The following is a 16392-nucleotide window of genomic DNA, read 5'->3' on the forward strand; positions in this document are numbered from 1 at the left end:
GCCCCTCGTCCAATCCGCTTAAATAAAAGCTTAAAAGGACGGGCGTGTCGCCTACGGCCGTATGGGCTTTCGCGGGGCCGGTCAGTCCCGCTGAAACCCCAACGGTTCCAAGTGCTGTACACTGGTCTCACAACATAAGAAAGCCCCTATCGAATGACCGGAATCCGATTCGTTTAATTCGTGGGTTGTGGGTTCGAATCCCACGGGGGGCACCACGAAACCCTTGGAATCATTACGGTTCCAAGGGTTTTTCACTACCTGCTACCTGCCGTCCGAGACAACATGAGACAACATGACCAAAAGTTGTCCGTAAAGACCTGAATTCGCTCTCAACACACGCGCCATAGATACAACTTATATCGGCGTGCGCGAAATCACGCGTCGTGGGCCGGTACGCCCTTGACGAAAGCCGTGCGCCGACGGCTACGATAAGAGGCATGAGTGAAGAACCCACATGGATCAATCCGTTGCGCGATCCGCGCGACCTGCGATTGCCCCGCATCGCCGGACCGTGCAGTCTGGTCATCTTCGGAGTCACGGGCGATCTGGCTCAGAAGAAGCTGCTGCCGGCCGTGTACGATCTCGCGAACCGCGGCCTGCTGCCGCCGAGCTTCGGTCTGACCGGCTTCGCGCGACGCGACTGGACGCAGGAGCATTTCATCGAATTCGTCAAGACCGCGGTCAAGGCCCGCTGCCGCACCCCGTTCAAAGAGTCGACATGGAAGAACCTCGCAGCCGGCATCCGCTTCGTGCAGGGCACGTTCGACGACCCGGAGGCGTTCGAACGCCTGAGCGCCACCGTGCAGGAGCTCGACCGCGACCGCGGCACGCGCGGCAACCACGCCTTCTACATGTCGGTGCCGCCGCGCGCGTTCCCGATCGTCGCCAAGCAGCTGGCCGCCTCCGGCCTGTCCCGCTCAAGCGAGGGCGCGTGGCGTCGCGTCATCATCGAGAAGCCGTTCGGCCATGACCTCGCCAGCGCCAAGGAGCTCGATCGCGTCGTCTCCGAGGTGTTCGAACCGAGCTCGGTGTTCCGCATCGACCACTACCTCGGCAAGGAGACCGTGCAGAACCTGCTCGCGCTGCGATTCGCCAACTCGATGTACGAGCCGATCTGGAACGCGAACTACGTCGATCACGTCCAGATCACGATGGCCGAGGACATCGGCATCGGCGGCCGCGCCGGCTATTACGACGGCATCGGCGCCGCGCGCGACGTCATCCAGAACCACCTGCTGCAGCTCATGGCCCTGACCGCGATGGAGGAGCCGGTGAGCTTCACCGCCAAGGACCTCACGGCCGAGAAGACCAAGGTGCTCTCCGCCGTGCGCCTGCCGCACGACCTCGCCGCCAATACGGCGCGCGGCCAGTACGCGAAGGGCTGGCAGGGCTCGCACGAAGTCGTCGGCTACCTCGAGGAGAAGGGCATCGATCCGAAGTCGACCACCGAGACGTACGCCGCGATCCGGCTCGACATCGACACGCGTCGCTGGGCCGGCGTGCCGTTCTATCTGCGCTGCGGCAAGCGCCTCGGCAAGCGCGTCACCGAGATCGCCGTCGTGTTCAAGCGCGCGCCGCACCTGCCGTTCGAACAGACCGCCGTGCGCGAGCTCGGCAAGAACGCGATCGTCATCCGCGTCCAGCCGGACGAAGGTGTGACGATGCGATTCGGCGCGAAGGTCCCCGGCGGCACCACGATGGAGGTCCGCGACGTCAACATGGACTTCAGCTACGGCCGTTCCTTCACCGAGAACTCCCCCGAAGCCTACGAACGACTGATCCTCGACGTGCTGCTCGGCGATCCGCCGCTGTTCCCGACCACCGAAGAGGTGAACCTCAGCTGGGAGATCCTCGATCCGATTGAAGACTTCTGGTCCACGCTCGGCCAGCCGCAGCCCTACCGTGCGGGCACGTGGGGCCCGGCCGAGGCCGACGAGATGCTGGCGCGCGAAGGCCGCCACTGGAGGATGCCATGATCATCGATATGCCGAACACGCGTACGCGCGAAATCGCCCACAAGATCGAACAGCTGCACGAGGAGCGCGGCGAGTCGGCGACGGGCCGCGTGCTGACACTGCTCATCGCCACCGACGACGCCGATCTGGAGCACGCGCTGGCCATCGCGAACGCGGCCAGCCGCGAGCACCCGTGCCGTGTGATCGCGATCGTGCCGGATACGTCGCGCCGCGATCAGGAAGGCGTCGCCTCTGCTGGCGACGGCGCTGGGGACGGCGGCGACGGCGAAGTCAAGGCGATGGAGAAGACCGACAACCCGGCGGTCGACCTGACCGACGGCCCCGCGGGATCGAACCTCGACGCGCAGGTGCGCTTCGGCGCGGACGCCGGCGCGGGCGAGATCATCATCCTGCGTCCCCGCAACGGACTCATCAACCATCCGGACACGCTCGTCATCCCGCTGCTCGTGCCGGACGTGCCGGTCGTCGCGTGGTGGCCGACCACTCCCCCGTCGAACCCGTCGAAGGACCTCATGGGCGCGATGGCCCGCAGCCGTCTCACCGACGCGATGCACTCAAGCAACCCGGAAGCGACGATCGAACGCCTGCGCCGCAACTGGACGCCGGAGGACGTGGACCTGTCGTGGACGCGTCTGACCGTCTGGCGCGCGATGCTCGCCTCGATGCTCGACCAGCCGCCGCACCTGCCGATCACCGCCGTGAAGGTGAGCGGTCCGAAGGAGTTCCTCCCGATGGACCTGCTGTGCGCGTGGTTGCGTCTCAAGCTCGGCGTGCCGGTCGATGTGGAATACGTCGACGACGCCGAAGCGGTGACCGGCGTGTACCTGACGCGCGCCGACGGCGTGGTCTCGCTCGAACGCCCGTATGAGGATCAGGCGCTGATCTCGATGCCCGGCCAGACGCCGCAGCCGATCTCGGTGCCGGTGCGCACGATCGAGGACTGCCTGACCGAGGAGCTGCGTCGCATCGACCCGGACGAGATCTACGCCGAGGTCATCAACGAGGGCTGGGACCTGATCCGGCACTGAGCCGGCATTGGCCCAGAATCAAGCGGAACCAAGCGAAACCACAGAAGCGGAACCACAAAGGAGTTGAACATGGCACACCGCACACTCATCGTCTACCCGAACAAGGATCTCATGATCCAGGCCGGCGCGCAGCGTTTCACGCTCGCGCTGCTGGAGCTGCTCGCCGAGCGGCTGCCCGACGGCAGCCACCGCGAGCACGTCGACGTCGCGTTGTCCGGTGGTTCCGCCGCCCAGCCGCTCGGACTGGTCCTCGACGATCCGCTGGCGGCGTCCATCGACTTGTCGCGCGTCCACTTCTGGTGGAGCGACGAGCGGTTCGTGCCGGCCGATTCCGCCGATCGCAACGCGCTCGAGGCCCGTCGACTGCTGCTCGACCGACTGGTCGCCGACGGCAGGCTGCCGGAATCGAACATCCACGAGATGGCCCCGGACGTGCGTCCGGCGGACGAAATCGCGAAGGTCACGGCCGACGCGGCGTCCGCCGACGAGTTCGTGCGTTCGGCCGCGGACGCCGAGAACGACGCGCTGCTCGATGCCGCCGCGCGCGCATACGAGGACGAGCTGACGCACGAACTGGGTCCCGAGCCGGTCATCGACCTGATGATCCTCGGCATGGGGCCGGACGGGCACTACGCCTCGCTGTTCCCGAAGTCGTCCGGACATTCTGAGGTGCTGGTCGGCGACCGCCTCGCCGTGGGCGTGAGCCACTCGCCGAAGATGCCGCCGCTGCGCGTCTCGCTGTCGGCGCCGCTGATCGCGCGTTCCCGTCGCACTTGGTTCTTCGCGGCCGGCGCCGGCAAGGCCGAATCGCTCGCGCATGTGTTCGCGGGCGCCGAAGCCGGCGGTGACCCGGAGTACCCGTCGTCGTTCGCCGGCGGCACGGACGAGTTCGTCTGGTTCTCCACCGAGGAGACCGTCGTCAAGCTGTGACGACTTGGCATCACGGGGCTACGGAGTGCAACCGCTCCGCAGCCCCGTGTTTTGGCGTTTCCCAATATCCGGCGTCTTCGAACGGGGTGAAACGGAACCTTATCCGTTGCCTGATTGCCGTTCAGAGAAGAAATCGCGAGATTCGCGTTGAGCGGCAGAGGATGGTGCCGTTCAGCGCGATTTTCCTGGATTATTGCGTTGAACGGCACTTGCGTCAGCGATGTTGAGTACACGCCAAAATTGGCAGATTGTCAAAATGGCTGTTTTCCAAGGATGTTGGGCATAGAGAATCCCGACCGAATACAGCCATTGGGGATTTGACTGCCGCTCAGCGGAGAAATCATTGAAAATCGCGTTGAGCGGCAAAGAATGGTGCCGTTCAACGCGATTATTGATGATTCTTGCGTTGAGCGGCAGGGTTTCCTGAATGTGTTGCGCTGACCACGACTCAGCGCAACACATTCAGGAGCTTCTTTGGGGCACATTTCATGTCAGAGATTCATCGTCACATTGACTACCCCTCAGGCCGCTTCGCGGCCAGCTCCCCTGGCAAGGGGAGCCGAGAACGCTGGTGACGAAGCCCTGATCAGGGAGGCTACTCCTCGATTTCGGGCTTGCCGGTTCGCCTTCGGCCCCAGCAATTACGAACTCGCCTTACGGCGAGACTCAGCGCTGGCTCGACGGTAAACCGCCTCGCTCCGAAGAAGGCCGGGGAGCCCACCGGGCTCCCCTAAGCCTGAGATCGAAGAGCTCACTCCTCGATCTCAGGCTTGCCTTCTTCGGCCCAGAGCGTGTGGAAGACGCCGGGCTTGTCGACGCGGCCGTAGGTGTGGGCGCCGAAGAGGTCGCGCTGGGACTGGGTCAGGGCGGTGGGCAGGCGCTTGGAGCGCAGGCCGTCGTAGTAGGCCAGGGAGCTCGAGAACACCGGGGTCGGGATGCCGGCCTCGATCGCCTTGACGATCACGCGGCGCCACGCATCCTGCGATTCGCCGATGATCTTCTCGAAGTACGGGTCGAACAGCAGCGAGGCCGGCGGGTTGTCGCCCTTGAACGCCTCGGTGATGCGGTCGAGCAGGAACTGCGCGCGGATGATGCAGCCGCCACGCCAAATGCGCGCCACCTCGGACAGGTTGATGTCCCAGCCGTAGGTCTTCGCGCCGTCCTGAATCTCGTTAAGGCCCTGGGCATAGGCGACGACCTTGGACGCGAACAGCGCACGGCGCACATCCTCGATGAACGCGGCCTTATCCTCGCCGTCCAGATCGATCGTCTTGTTCGGACCGGCCAGACCCTCCTGCTGGGCGGCCTCGCGCAGCTCGCCGTGGCTCGACAGGGCGCGGGCGAACACGGCCTCGCCGATCGAGGCGACCGGGGAGCCGAACTCAAGACCGGTCTGCACGGTCCACGTACCGGTGCCCTTCATGCCGGCGTGGTCGACGACCACGTCCACGAACGGCTTGCCGGTGGCGGCGTCCTTGTGATGCAGCACCTCGGCGGTGATCTCGATCAGGTAGGAGTCGAGATCGCCCTTGTTCCACTCGTCGAACACGTCGGCGATCTCCTCGGCGTCCATGCCGAGGCCGCGACGCAGGATGTCATACGCCTCACCGATGACCTGCATGTCCGCGTACTCGATGCCGTTGTGCACCATCTTGACGAAGTGGCCAGCGCCGTCGGTACCGATGTGCGTCACGCACGGCTCGCCGTTGACCTTCGCCGCGATCGACTCGAGGATCGGCCCCAGGGTCTTCCACGATTCCGCGGTGCCGCCGGGCATCAGGGACGGGCCGTTGAGCGCGCCCTCCTCACCGCCGGACACGCCGCAGCCCACGAAGTGGAAGCCCTTCGCGCGCACAGCCTTCTCACGCTTGATCGTGTCCTTGAAGAACGAGTTGCCGCCGTCGACGATGATGTCGCCCGGCTCGAAGACCTCCTCGAGCTGCTCGATCACCGCGTCGGTCGGCGCGCCGGCCTTGACCATGATGATCGCGGTGCGCGGGCGCTTCAGGGACGCCGCGAACTCCTCGAGCGTCTTCGCCGGCACGAACGCGCCCTCGGAGCCGTGCTCCTCCATCAGCTTCTCGGTACGCGAGTAGTGGCGGTTGAACAGGGCCACCGTGTTGCCGTGGTGCGCCAGGTTGCGCGCCAGGTTGGAGCCCATCGCGGCCAGTCCGATCACACCGATATTCGCCGTAGCTTCGGCCATTGCCTTGCCTTTCAGTCGAATGAACAGAAATTCCTTACAGGCCCGAGTCTATCGCCGCGTGCGGCCCGAAGCGAGACCGGTCTCGCGCATGGCTGATTACAGGCTGACTACGGGCGGGCGATCCGCGCCGATCCGACGATCCGGGCCACGGAACGTCACGGTGAGTGGTTGAATGGTGATTCAATGGTGCGTATGCGACGGCGCGGACCGCGGGCCTGCGTCGGACCGCGTCGGATCTCATCGGCCGGCCCCACGGAACCGATCACGCCGACAACGCGAAAGCCAAGCAAAGGAGTATCGATGATCAACGAACAGTACAAGGCGATGCTGGGCGGCAAATCCGTCATCCGCACCCTCAGCGAGTACGCGACGGCGCGCGGCAAGGAAATCGGCTACGAGAACGTGTTCGACTACTCCCTCGGCAATCCGAGCGTGCCGGCGCCGGCCGACTTCGCGCGCACGATGGTCGACCTGTACGAGCACGGCGATCCGGTCGCGATCCACGGCTACTCGCCGTCGCTGGGCATCCCGAGCGTGAAGGACGCGATCGCCGAATCGCTCAATCGCCGATTCGACATGGACTACACCGGCAACCACATCTTCCCGACCACGGGCGCGGCGGGCGCCCTCGCGCACGCGATGCGCGCCGTCACCAAGCCGGGCGACGAGATCATCACGTTCGCGCCGTACTTCCCCGAATACCAGCCGTACGTGGAGGGCACGGGCGCGCACCTGACCGTGATCCCGGCCGACACCGAGAACTTCCAGATCAACTTCGAGGCGTTCGAGGCGGCGCTCAACCCGAACGTGCAGGCGATCCTCATCAACACGCCGAACAACCCGTCGGGCGCCGTGTACTCGGCGGCGACGCTCGAGAAGCTCGCGGGGCTGCTGCGCGCGAAGCAGGAGGAGTACGGCCACGACATCTTCCTGATCAGCGACGAACCGTACCGCGAGATCGTGTTCGACGGCGCCACGCAACCGTACCCGGCGAAGTACTACGACAATACGCTCACCTGCTACTCGTGGTCGAAGTCGCTGTCCCTGCCGGGCGAGCGCATCGGCTACGTGGCGGTCAACCCGCGTGCCACGGACGCGGAGCTGCTCGTGCCGATGATGGGCCAGATCTCGCGCGGCACCGGCCACAACTGCCCGCCGAGCTCGATCCAGCTAGGCGTCGCGAAGGTGCTCGACGAGACCTCGGATCTCGGCGTGTACGAGACGAACATGAACCTGCTGTACGATGCGCTGACCTCGATCGGCTTCGACGTGGTGCGCCCCGGCGGCACGTTCTACATCTTCCCGAAGGCGCTCGAGGAGGACGCGACGGCGTTCTGCATGAAGGCCAAGGAGTACGATCTGATCCTCGTGCCGTCGGAGAGCTTCGGCGTGCCGGGCTACTTCCGCATGGCGTACTGCATCGACACGGAGAAGGTCAAGCGGTCGATCCCGGCGCTCGAGCGGTTCGCCAAGGAACAGTACGGACTCTGATCGCTCTTTGTTTTCAGGCAGACCGTGGGGGACGGATTTTGCTGTACGCGACCGTAGGCTTGGCCGAACGGCCTTGAGTGTGTCGCGTACAGCAAAATCCGTCCCCCGCCCCGTTACAAATCACAGCTACATACGCCCGGCTTTGGAGGGGTCGAGGGTCATGGTCTGGAATCGCGCGGACATGAAATCGTTGTCGAAGTTGCGCGCGAACCAAGCCGTGACCGGGGAGTCCTGCGGCAGACCGGCCATGCGACCGTACCAGCAGTCGAGCGCCATCAGGGTGAAGACGATGTCGACGACCATGAGCAGGGCACACACGAGGGTCAGCGAATAGCGGACCTTCCAAGGGATGCGGTTGATCAGGCGCAGCAGGCGCGGCAGGATCCAGCGCACCCAGGCCACGCCGATCAGTCCCCAGAAGAACATGTACTTGCCGGACGTGCGACCGTCGATCGACAGCCACTGGCCGGTGTAATCCCACGCGGTGATGCCGAACGCGACCTCCATGAACCAGCTGGTCGCGTACTCGAACGCGCCGCCGATCACCGCGGACGCGCAGAAGATGAGGAACGGGTTCGCCTTCCACAGGCGGTTGAGCGCGACGGTGACGAGCACGGCGCCGCAGCCGTAGATCGGCGAGAACGGGCCCCACAGCAGTCCCGCGCGATCCTGCAGTTCGCCGTGGTACATCGCCATGTGGTAGACGGTCTCGATGGCGAGGCCGAACACGCAGGCGACGATAAACAGCCAGAAGATGTTGAAGAAATCGAGGGAGATGTAGCCCTTGCCGGACGGGTCGCGGCCGAGTGTGCCGGCCTTGACGGCCCGCTCGTAGGCGTCGCGGTCCTCCATGCGCTTCAGGGCGCGCTGCAGGCGTCGCTCCTCGATCAGGGCGGGATCGGCCGCGATCGAGACGGCGACGAGGATGGCCATCTGGACGGCGGACGGCAACAGGTTGGGGCCGAGTCCCTCGAGCGCGAGGGAGAGCATGCCCTCGGCCAGGGTGATCGGCATGAGCACGTACGCCCAGCGCGCGGCGTAACGGCGGCGGTTCATCAGGAGCAGGACGCCGAAGACGATCATCGCGGCGGCCGCGACGATGAGGACGACGGCGTCGAGCGCGATCAGATCGGCGGTCAGGCTCATCGCGTTGAACGCAAGTTCGCCGCGCATGATCGCCTTGACCGCGTCGATCGAGGAGAATACGACGATCGGCAACGTGGCGAGGCCGTCGAGCAGCACGAGCGCGCCGTAGATGCGGATGATGAGCGGCAGGCGTTTCGCGTCGAGGTCGGTGGCCTCGTCGACCTCGGCCGCGGCCAGATCGGCGATCGCGGCCGACGGCAGGGCGGCAGCGGCAGCGGCATCGGTATCGGCAGACCGAGGCGGCTGACTGGGTTGAGGCGTTCCCCCGGATCGGTGTTCGTCGGCCATCGGTTCTCCTTCCGCATGGATCTCGTTGCGTCCAACTCTACCCATCGGGGGTTCCGCCTTGTCGGGATTCCGCCCCCATCAGACGTTGTGACGTTCAGGAAACGTTCAAGGAACGTTCGGAAAGGTCGTCGGAAGGTTTCAGAGCCCGTGCACGATCGCCCAAGCCCCCATCCGGGAACGGGCGGTGTACTGATACCAGCAGCAAACAAGCCCCAGCCACTCCCCCGGAACGACAACGGGCACTTTTAGAAAGGCAACAATCATGAGCAACAACAGCAACGGAACCAGCAACGACCCGAGCAAGCAGGATCAGCAGACCACGATCATCCAGAGGACGCCGAACGGCGGAGCCGGAAACGGAACCGCAACAGGCAAGGCAGCCGGAGCGGATGCGACCGTGCCGCTTTCGCCGGTGCAGAGCGGCGATAACGGTAAATCCGCGAGCGCCCAAGGAGAATCGTCCACGGACCAGCAGCAAACAGCCGCAACTCCGAACGCATTCCCGTCGCGATTCGACGCCGGTACGACGAACGGCAACACCCAAGGCGCCGGGAATCGCTCAGGTGCCTCGCAGCCGAACAATCCGTTTGTCGGTGCAGGTGTCAGCGGAGGAACCGGCGCCAATGACGGAACCGGCGCGGCAACTGGGGCCTTCGGACCGGGAACAACAGGGTTCGGCCCGGCGGGCGCGAACGGGGATCGGCCGGGAGCCGCCAAGTTCGGCGCCGGCGCGACAGGCGCTGGGACCGGAGCCGCCGGCGTCGGCACCAACCCCTCCGGATTCCCGCAGGGCGCACAGACGCCGGCCGCATTCCGCCCCGCCGGCGGCCCCGGCTACGGCACGTCCGGCACGACCGTTGCGAAGCTCGGCGGAAAGACGATCGCCATCGCGGCCGTCGCCGCGCTGGTGTGCAGTTTGATCGGCGGCCTCGCCGGAGGGTTCACGGTCAACGCGCTGGCCGGCGGCGACAGGTCATCGTCGGTTGAATACAGCCAGATGGGCCACATGGGCGGCGGGTTCTCGGGCAACGGCCAGATGGGCCAGATGCCGGGCAACGGGTCCGGCTCCAATGGACAGTCCGACGGCAACAGCGGCAACGGGTCCGGCTCCGATGATTCCTCCGATTCCGATGGCTCCTCCAGCTCCAACTCTTCGGACACTGGCCTGACCGGGAGTTCCTCCGGCGACGGCATCACCGCCTGACGAGTCCTCCGCGAATTCCCAACGAGTCCCCGGTCGATGGCGTATCAGACATACCCGTCTGATACGCCCTCGACCGGGGACTTATCATGCGCGCGGAGCCCCAACGGTCCCTATCTGCGTTAGGAGGGGTACTTTTCCTTCTTCCCCGACACCTATCTCGCCTACGAGGGGTACATACGTCGGGTATCAGGGGCCGGAAACGGCTTGAGCGCAACGGGGCAAAGCCGTTTTGAGCGGTGGATACTGCGGGTAGGTACCCCTCGTAAGCGAGATGGACGTCCGCAAGCCGGCAAAAGTACCCCTGATAACGCAGATAGTCTGTTCTCCGGCAGAACAAGCGTCCGTCCGCCTCTCACCCACCTATTTATCGGCGCCGCATCGGCACTGCCGGCGATGCCTATGCTGCCAGCGTTACCGGCGCACGCGGTCCTTGACGAGGTAGAAGCCGAGGGCGAGGCCGAAGACGAGCAGGGCCACCGAGTCGAAGGTGATCACGGTGAAGGCGACGACGCCGATCAGGGACCACATGACCTTCCGCTCGGGATGGCCCGGTTTGATCCAGCGGAACGCCACGAACGATGCGAACGCGGCGACCGCGATCGACACGATCGAATACAGCACGACATAGGCGACCTTGCCGCCGCCGATCTCCTCGCCGTTCGCGGTGGGGATGACGCCGAGCGCGCCAAGCATGAGGAACCCCGCCATCACGATCATGTACACCGAACCGGCCCACACGAGCCCGCGCTCGGGCGTGCGGCTCTGGAACCGCGGCCCCTTCTTCGAGGCCCTCGACTGGCCGGCCTTCAGCGAACGCAGGTAGTTGTTGTCCTTCATCGCACATGCTCCTTCCGCTGCCACCGGGCTCCCGGCGGCCGACGCCAACGATATTCTGATTCTAGCGCCCACAAATTAGACACTTTGACCAGCGACACGGCAATTCAGGCTCGTCGATCAATCACATGGACTACCGTTACTGGATTGGGGCGGTCAGTTGGAGCGGCCAGGCACACTCAAAATTGACAGATCGTCAACTTTAGACGAAGAAGCGGCAGGACGGCACGAGCCGCGCCGCTACAGAACAACGCAGGAACAACCACGAAAAACCGATATAAGGGCAGGGGATCACGCATGGGCAACGTCTTCGCGATACTGAAACGCGACCTCATCCGCATAGCGAAAGTGCCTGCGGCCTGGGTCATCGTCACCGGCCTGATCTTCATCCCGCCGCTGTACGCATGGTTCAACATCATCGGATTCTGGAGCCCGTACACCAACACGCAGGGCATCCAGGTGGTCATCGCGAACAACGACAAGGGCACCGAGAACGCGCTCGTCGGCAAGACGAACCTCGGCGACCAGATCGTCACGCAGCTCAAGGCGAACCATCAGCTCGGCTGGACGTTCGCCGACGAATCGGAGGCGCTGAACCGGGTGCAGTCCGGTGAGGCGTACGCGGCGATCGTCATCCCGTCGAGCTTCAGCGACGACATGATCGGCGCGATCACCGGCGGCGACCGGCCGCAGCTCGAATACTACGTCAACGAGAAGGCGAGCGCGATCGCGCCGAAGATCACCGACATCGGCGCCAGCACGCTCGACAACCAGGTCAACGGCACGTTCGTCTCCACGGTGAGCGAGGCGCTGTCCGACGCGGTGAACAAGGCGACCGACGCGGCCGGCGGCACGGCCGACGCGCTGCGCTCGAGCGTGCTCGACGACCTCGACGACGCGAGCCGCGACGTCGCGAGCGCACGCAAGGTCATCGCCTCGCTGAAGGCCACGCTGGATGAGACGCCCGCCAAGACGAAGGAGGCGCGCGCCTCGCTCGACGAGGTCCAGTCGCTGCTGGACAAGGCAGGGGACGGGCTCGGCGACGCGTCGACGCTCATCACCGGCGTGCAGACGCGACTGAACGGGTTCGCGGGCACCGCGTCGGGCGCGCTCGACACCGGTTCGTCGCTGCTGTCGAAGACCTCGCAGCAGGCGGCCGACGGCGTGAACCACGTCACGGCCGGACTGACCGTCGCGAACGGCGCTGCCGGCGACGCGATCACGACGCTGCAGAACGTGAACGCCACGAACGCCGCGGTGATCGCGCGGCTCAAGGCGATCGCGGCCGAGCTGCCGGCGGGTGACGCCGGTCGCGCGGCGATCGACAAGGCGATCGCGAAGCTCGAGACCGAGAACCGGCACACGTCCGAGACGCTCGCCGACATGAAGACGCTCAACACCGACACCGGCAACACGATCCAGTCGGTCTCAGGACTCGCGACCGGCCTCAACACGGCCACGCAGTCGTCGCTCGACGCGACGGCCAGCGCGCGCAAGGCCATCAACTCCGGATCGCTGCCGCAGCTCAATCAGGGGCTGACGACGCTGGCGGGCGCGGCGGGGAAGCTGTCGGGGAGCCTCGGCACGAGCAACGGCACAAGCGACTCCGCCCAAAACCCGCTCATCGCCCAGACGAAGGCCGTCCTCGACCAGCTCGAGAGCACCGCGGCGGCCACATCCACGACCCTCGCCGACACCGACAAGGCCTTGAAGCGCATGCAGACGAAGCTCGAGACGACCTCCACCGATCTGAAGGCCCTCGATACCTCCAGCATGCTGAGCGAGATGTTCGGCGCCGACGGCAAGCTCGACACGAAGCGCATCGCGAGCTTCATGCTCTCCCCCACCGTGATCGACACGAAGGTGCTCTACCCGGTCAACGCGTACGGCTCCGGCATGGCGCCGCTGTTCACGAACATGGCGCTGTGGGTGGGCGCATTCGCGCTCGCAGTGATCATGAAGCTCGAGACCGACGACGAGGGCATCGAGGACATGACGATCACGCAGGGCTATATGGCCCGATTCCTGCTGTTCGGCCTGTTTGCCGCGGCGCAGGGCGCGGTCACGACGCTGGGAGACCTCATCATCGGCGTGCAGAGCGTGAACCCATTCGCGTTCGTCGCGACCGGCGTCATCACCTCGCTCGTGTACGCGTCGATCGTGTTCGCGTTCTCGACGACGTTCCTGCATGTGGGCAAGGGCATCTGCGTGGCGCTCATCATCCTGCAGATCCCGGGCGCGTCGGGTCTGTATCCGATCGAGATGATGCCCGACTTCTTCCGCAACCTGTACCCGTTCTTCCCGTTCACGTATTCGATCGACGCGTTCCGTGAGGCGATCGGCGGGTTCTACGGCACGTACTGGTTCTCCAAGATCGGCCGACTGCTGCTGTTCGCCGTCGTCGCGTTCGCGCTCGGCCTGATCATGCGCCCGCTGATGGCGAACGTGAATCGCCTGTTCGCGCGTCAGATCGACGAGAGCGACATGATCATCGGCGAACCGGTGCACATGCCCGGCACCGAATACCGCGTGACGGCCGCGGTGCGCGTGCTCGCCAACCACGAGGGCTACCGCGAGCGCATCGAGCGCACGGCGGCGGCGTTCGCCGAGCAGTATCCGAGGCTCAAGCGCGGGGCGCTGATCGCGGGTCTGGTGGTGCCGGCGATACTCATCGTCACGTTCTCGCTGACACCGAACACGAAGCTCGAGGCGATGCTCGCGTGGCTGATCTGGGTGCTGCTGATCATGGCGTTCCTGATCACGATCGAGTACATGCGCGACAGCCTGCGGCGTCAGACCGAGCTCGGCAATCTGGACGACGACGCGATCCGCTCGTATATCAAGGGAATCGAGCACTCGCGCGAGCGCCGGCGTGGGCGCGGGCGCGGGCGCGGGAAGGCGCGGAAACAGGCGACCCGGAACAATCCGCCGAAGCCATCCCCCGAACACACGACCCCTGAACACACTCAGACCCCCGAACACGCCCAGACCCGGAAGGAGACCGACCGATGAGGACCACATGGCGTCTGTTCGCCGGCGACGTGCGCCGGCTCACCAGCAACATCGTCTCGATCATCATCGTGATAGGGCTCACGGTGATCCCCGGCCTGTTCTCCTGGTTCAACATCGCTGCGAGCTGGGACCCGTTCGGCAACCTCAAGAACCTCAAGTTCGCGGTCGCAAGCGTCGATGAGGGGTACAAGTCGGATCTGATCCCGGTCAAGCTCACGATCGGCGACACGGTCGTCAACACGCTGCGCGCCAACTCGCAGCTCGACTGGACGATCACGACGAAGGCGGACGCGATCGACGGCACGAAATCGGGCAAGTACTACGCGGCGATCGTCCTGCCGAAGGACTTCAGCCGCAGGATGATGACGTTCTTCTCCACAGACGCCGAACAGGTGAAGATCAGCTACTACGAGAACGAGAAGAAGAACGCGCTCGCGCCGAACCTCACCACGGAGGGCGCAAGCGAGGTGTCGACGCAGATCAACGAGATGTTCGCCCAGACGCTGACGGGCACGGCGCTGTCGGTCGCCTCGTCGCTGGCCGAGGACATGTCGAAGCCGGAGGCGAAAAGCGCGCTGGCGCGGTTCAGCGCGAACATCGGCGAGTTCTCGACGACGCTCACCGACACCGCGTCGATGGTCGGCGGATACGCCTCACTGACCGGTTCGGCCGACACGCTGCTGGCCGATTCGGCGGCGCTGATCTCCGGCGCCTCGGGGTCGGCGGACGCGGCCGACGAGACGCTCAAGGAGGCCGCGTCGGGCGTCGACGACGTGTCCGGGGCGATGACGAGCGCCGCGGACGCGCTGTCGCAGGCGCTCGCGGCGAGCGCGAAGAGCTACGCCGCACTGTCCGAGCAGGTCGACGCGCTGTACGCCTCGGCCGGCACGCAGGCCGAGGACACGGCGAAGGCGCTGGAGACGCAGGCGAGTCATGTGGGCGACCAGATCGCCGAATACCAGTCGATCCGCGCTGAGATCGCGCGCATCCAGAGCGCGCTGCCGGAGCGGTTGCAGGGGCTGCTCGACCCGACGCTGACAAGGCTTGACGCCGCGATCGAACTGCAGCAGGCGGTGCAGAAGAGGCTGACCGACGCGGCCGCCTCGGTGCGCGGGAAGAACGCGGACGCGCAGGCGCATCGGGCGGAGGTCAAGGATCTGGCCGCGCAGGCGAAGTCCGCGATCGAAGGCGTGAAGTCCGATTTCGCGGCGACGCTGCGCCCGCAGCTCGACTCGCTGGACGCGGCGGTCGGCGAGGCGTCGGCGCTGCTCAAGTCGGGGTCGGCGAAGCTGGACAAGACGCTGACGGAGCTCGATACGACGGTCAAGGGGGCGCGGTCGAGCCTGGCGACCGTGCGCACGACGCTGGAATCGGTCTCCGACAAGCTCGCGAAGGCGGGCAAGGAGCTGGGCACGTTCAACGACCGGCTCACGAAGGCGCTGGACAGCGGCGACATGGCGATGGTCAAGCAGGTGCTCAGCAGCGATCCGGAGAAGCTCGCGGGCGTGCTGTCGGCGCCGGTCGAGCTCAAGCGCAAGGCCCTGTTCCCGGTGAGCAACTTCGGTTCGGCGCTGGCGCCGCTGTACATCATCCTGCCGTTGTGGGTGGGCGCGCTGCTCATGGTGGTGACGCTGAAGACCTCGGTGTCCGCCCGCGTGCGCCGCGAGCTGGCCGATCGGGCCGGCGGCGTGGAGCCGAGGCCGCATCAGCTGTTCCTCGGGCATTACGGCGTGTTCGCGTTGATCGGGCTCCTGCAGAGCACGTTCTCGCTGGGCGGCGCCCTGCTGTTCATCCATGTGCAGTCGGTGCACCCGCTGCTGTTCATGCTCACCGGATGGACGAGTTCGCTGGTGTTCTCGTTCTTCACATACACGATGACGGTGAGCTTCGGCAACGTGGGCAAGGCGATCGGCGTGCTCATGCTCATCGTGCAGATCTCCGGGTCGAACGCCGCGTATCCGCTGCAGATGCTGCCTGACTGGATCGGGTCGATCAGCCCGCTGTTGCCGATCACCCACTCGGTGAAGGCGTTGCGGGCCGCGATCGCGGGCATCTACGCGATGGATTACTGGAAGGCGCTGGGCGCGCTGCTGCTGTTCGTGCCGCCGCTTCTGCTGATCGGCCTCGTGCTGAGGAAGCCGCTGGTGAGGTTCAACCGGTGGTACGTGGCGAAGGTGGAGAGCACCAAGGTCATCGCGTGACGTGAAGGGCCGCCGGGCGCCCGTGCTCTCTCCCCCAGTCAGCCTTCGGCTGACAGCCGTCCTGTAATTATGGACG

The 16392-nt window shown here is 65.5% G+C and carries 11 protein-coding genes; 7 read left to right on the plus strand and 4 right to left on the minus strand.

Annotated elements, in window-relative coordinates; translation table 11 throughout:
• The first annotated feature begins 437 nt into the window (after positions 1-437).
• From zwf to CSQ85_RS08670, 3 genes are all read left to right on the plus strand, one after another.
• Positions 438-1976: a glucose-6-phosphate dehydrogenase gene (gene zwf / locus CSQ85_RS08660; protein ID WP_107041593.1), complete on the plus strand. Its 1539-nt coding sequence runs from the start codon at positions 438-440 to the stop codon at positions 1974-1976.
• The gene (locus CSQ85_RS08665; protein WP_150383707.1) at positions 1973-3004 is read left to right on the plus strand and encodes a glucose-6-phosphate dehydrogenase assembly protein OpcA; all 1032 of its coding nucleotides are present in this window, start codon (positions 1973-1975) and stop codon (positions 3002-3004) included. Before zwf ends, CSQ85_RS08665 begins: the two co-directional genes overlap by 4 nt.
• Before the next feature lie 69 nt (positions 3005-3073).
• On the plus strand, positions 3074-3934 hold the full coding sequence (locus CSQ85_RS08670; RefSeq protein WP_150383708.1) for a 6-phosphogluconolactonase: 861 nt from the start codon (positions 3074-3076) through the stop codon (positions 3932-3934).
• A 171-nt stretch (positions 3935-4105) separates the two neighbouring features.
• Here CSQ85_RS08670 and CSQ85_RS08675 read toward each other — a convergent pair whose 3' ends face one another.
• On the minus strand, positions 4106-4396 hold the full coding sequence (locus tag CSQ85_RS08675; protein WP_150383709.1) for a hypothetical protein: 291 nt from the start codon (positions 4394-4396) through the stop codon (positions 4106-4108).
• A gap of 289 nt (positions 4397-4685) precedes the next feature.
• Positions 4686-6140 carry an NADP-dependent phosphogluconate dehydrogenase gene (gndA, locus tag CSQ85_RS08680; protein WP_150383710.1) on the minus strand — a complete coding sequence of 485 codons (1455 nt, stop codon included), beginning with the start codon at positions 6138-6140 and terminating at the stop codon, positions 4686-4688.
• A 300-nt stretch (positions 6141-6440) separates the two neighbouring features.
• Here gndA and CSQ85_RS08685 point away from each other — a divergent pair, with 300 nt between their 5' ends.
• A complete protein-coding gene (locus tag CSQ85_RS08685; protein ID WP_150383711.1) occupies positions 6441-7631 on the plus strand; it encodes a pyridoxal phosphate-dependent aminotransferase in 1191 nt (396 codons plus the stop codon).
• A gap of 126 nt (positions 7632-7757) precedes the next feature.
• Here CSQ85_RS08685 and CSQ85_RS08690 read toward each other — a convergent pair whose 3' ends face one another.
• A complete protein-coding gene (locus CSQ85_RS08690) occupies positions 7758-9065 on the minus strand; it encodes a putative ABC transporter permease (RefSeq protein WP_150383712.1) in 1308 nt (435 codons plus the stop codon).
• Positions 9066-9327: 262 nt separating this feature from the next.
• Here CSQ85_RS08690 and CSQ85_RS08695 point away from each other — a divergent pair, with 262 nt between their 5' ends.
• Positions 9328-10269 carry a hypothetical protein gene (locus tag CSQ85_RS08695; protein ID WP_150383713.1) on the plus strand — a complete coding sequence of 314 codons (942 nt, stop codon included), beginning with the start codon at positions 9328-9330 and terminating at the stop codon, positions 10267-10269.
• Positions 10270-10680: 411 nt separating this feature from the next.
• Here CSQ85_RS08695 and CSQ85_RS08700 read toward each other — a convergent pair whose 3' ends face one another.
• A complete protein-coding gene (locus CSQ85_RS08700; protein ID WP_150383714.1) occupies positions 10681-11106 on the minus strand; it encodes a hypothetical protein in 426 nt (141 codons plus the stop codon).
• Positions 11107-11400: 294 nt separating this feature from the next.
• Here CSQ85_RS08700 and CSQ85_RS08705 point away from each other — a divergent pair, with 294 nt between their 5' ends.
• The gene (locus CSQ85_RS08705) at positions 11401-14115 is read left to right on the plus strand and encodes a YhgE/Pip domain-containing protein (RefSeq protein ID WP_150383715.1); all 2715 of its coding nucleotides are present in this window, start codon (positions 11401-11403) and stop codon (positions 14113-14115) included.
• Positions 14112-16316, plus strand: coding sequence for a YhgE/Pip domain-containing protein (locus CSQ85_RS08710; RefSeq protein ID WP_150383716.1), 2205 nt, complete (start codon positions 14112-14114; stop codon positions 16314-16316). Before CSQ85_RS08705 ends, CSQ85_RS08710 begins: the two co-directional genes overlap by 4 nt.
• The last annotated feature ends 76 nt before the right edge of the window (positions 16317-16392 follow it).

This window comes from Bifidobacterium rousetti, assembly GCF_008698235.1.
GTDB classification, from domain to species: Bacteria; Actinomycetota; Actinomycetes; order Actinomycetales; family Bifidobacteriaceae; genus Bifidobacterium; species Bifidobacterium rousetti.

Bases quoted from the DNA above. Each gene is read 5' to 3' on its own strand.
- CSQ85_RS08695 (WP_150383713.1), top strand. From the start codon at position 9,328: ATGAGCAACAACAGCAACGGAACCAGCAACGACCCGAGCAAGCAGGAT.
- CSQ85_RS08710 (WP_150383716.1), top strand. From the start codon at position 14,112: ATGAGGACCACATGGCGTCTGTTCGCCGGCGACGTGCGCCGGCTCACC.
- CSQ85_RS08690 (WP_150383712.1), bottom strand. From the start codon at position 9,065: ATGGCCGACGAACACCGATCCGGGGGAACGCCTCAACCCAGTCAGCCG.
- zwf (WP_107041593.1), top strand. From the start codon at position 438: ATGAGTGAAGAACCCACATGGATCAATCCGTTGCGCGATCCGCGCGAC.
- CSQ85_RS08700 (WP_150383714.1), bottom strand. From the start codon at position 11,106: ATGAAGGACAACAACTACCTGCGTTCGCTGAAGGCCGGCCAGTCGAGG.
- CSQ85_RS08670 (WP_150383708.1), top strand. From the start codon at position 3,074: ATGGCACACCGCACACTCATCGTCTACCCGAACAAGGATCTCATGATC.
- CSQ85_RS08675 (WP_150383709.1), bottom strand. From the start codon at position 4,396: ATGTGTTGCGCTGAGTCGTGGTCAGCGCAACACATTCAGGAAACCCTG.
- CSQ85_RS08685 (WP_150383711.1), top strand. From the start codon at position 6,441: ATGATCAACGAACAGTACAAGGCGATGCTGGGCGGCAAATCCGTCATC.
- CSQ85_RS08665 (WP_150383707.1), top strand. From the start codon at position 1,973: ATGATCATCGATATGCCGAACACGCGTACGCGCGAAATCGCCCACAAG.
- CSQ85_RS08705 (WP_150383715.1), top strand. From the start codon at position 11,401: ATGGGCAACGTCTTCGCGATACTGAAACGCGACCTCATCCGCATAGCG.
- gndA (WP_150383710.1), bottom strand. From the start codon at position 6,140: ATGGCCGAAGCTACGGCGAATATCGGTGTGATCGGACTGGCCGCGATG.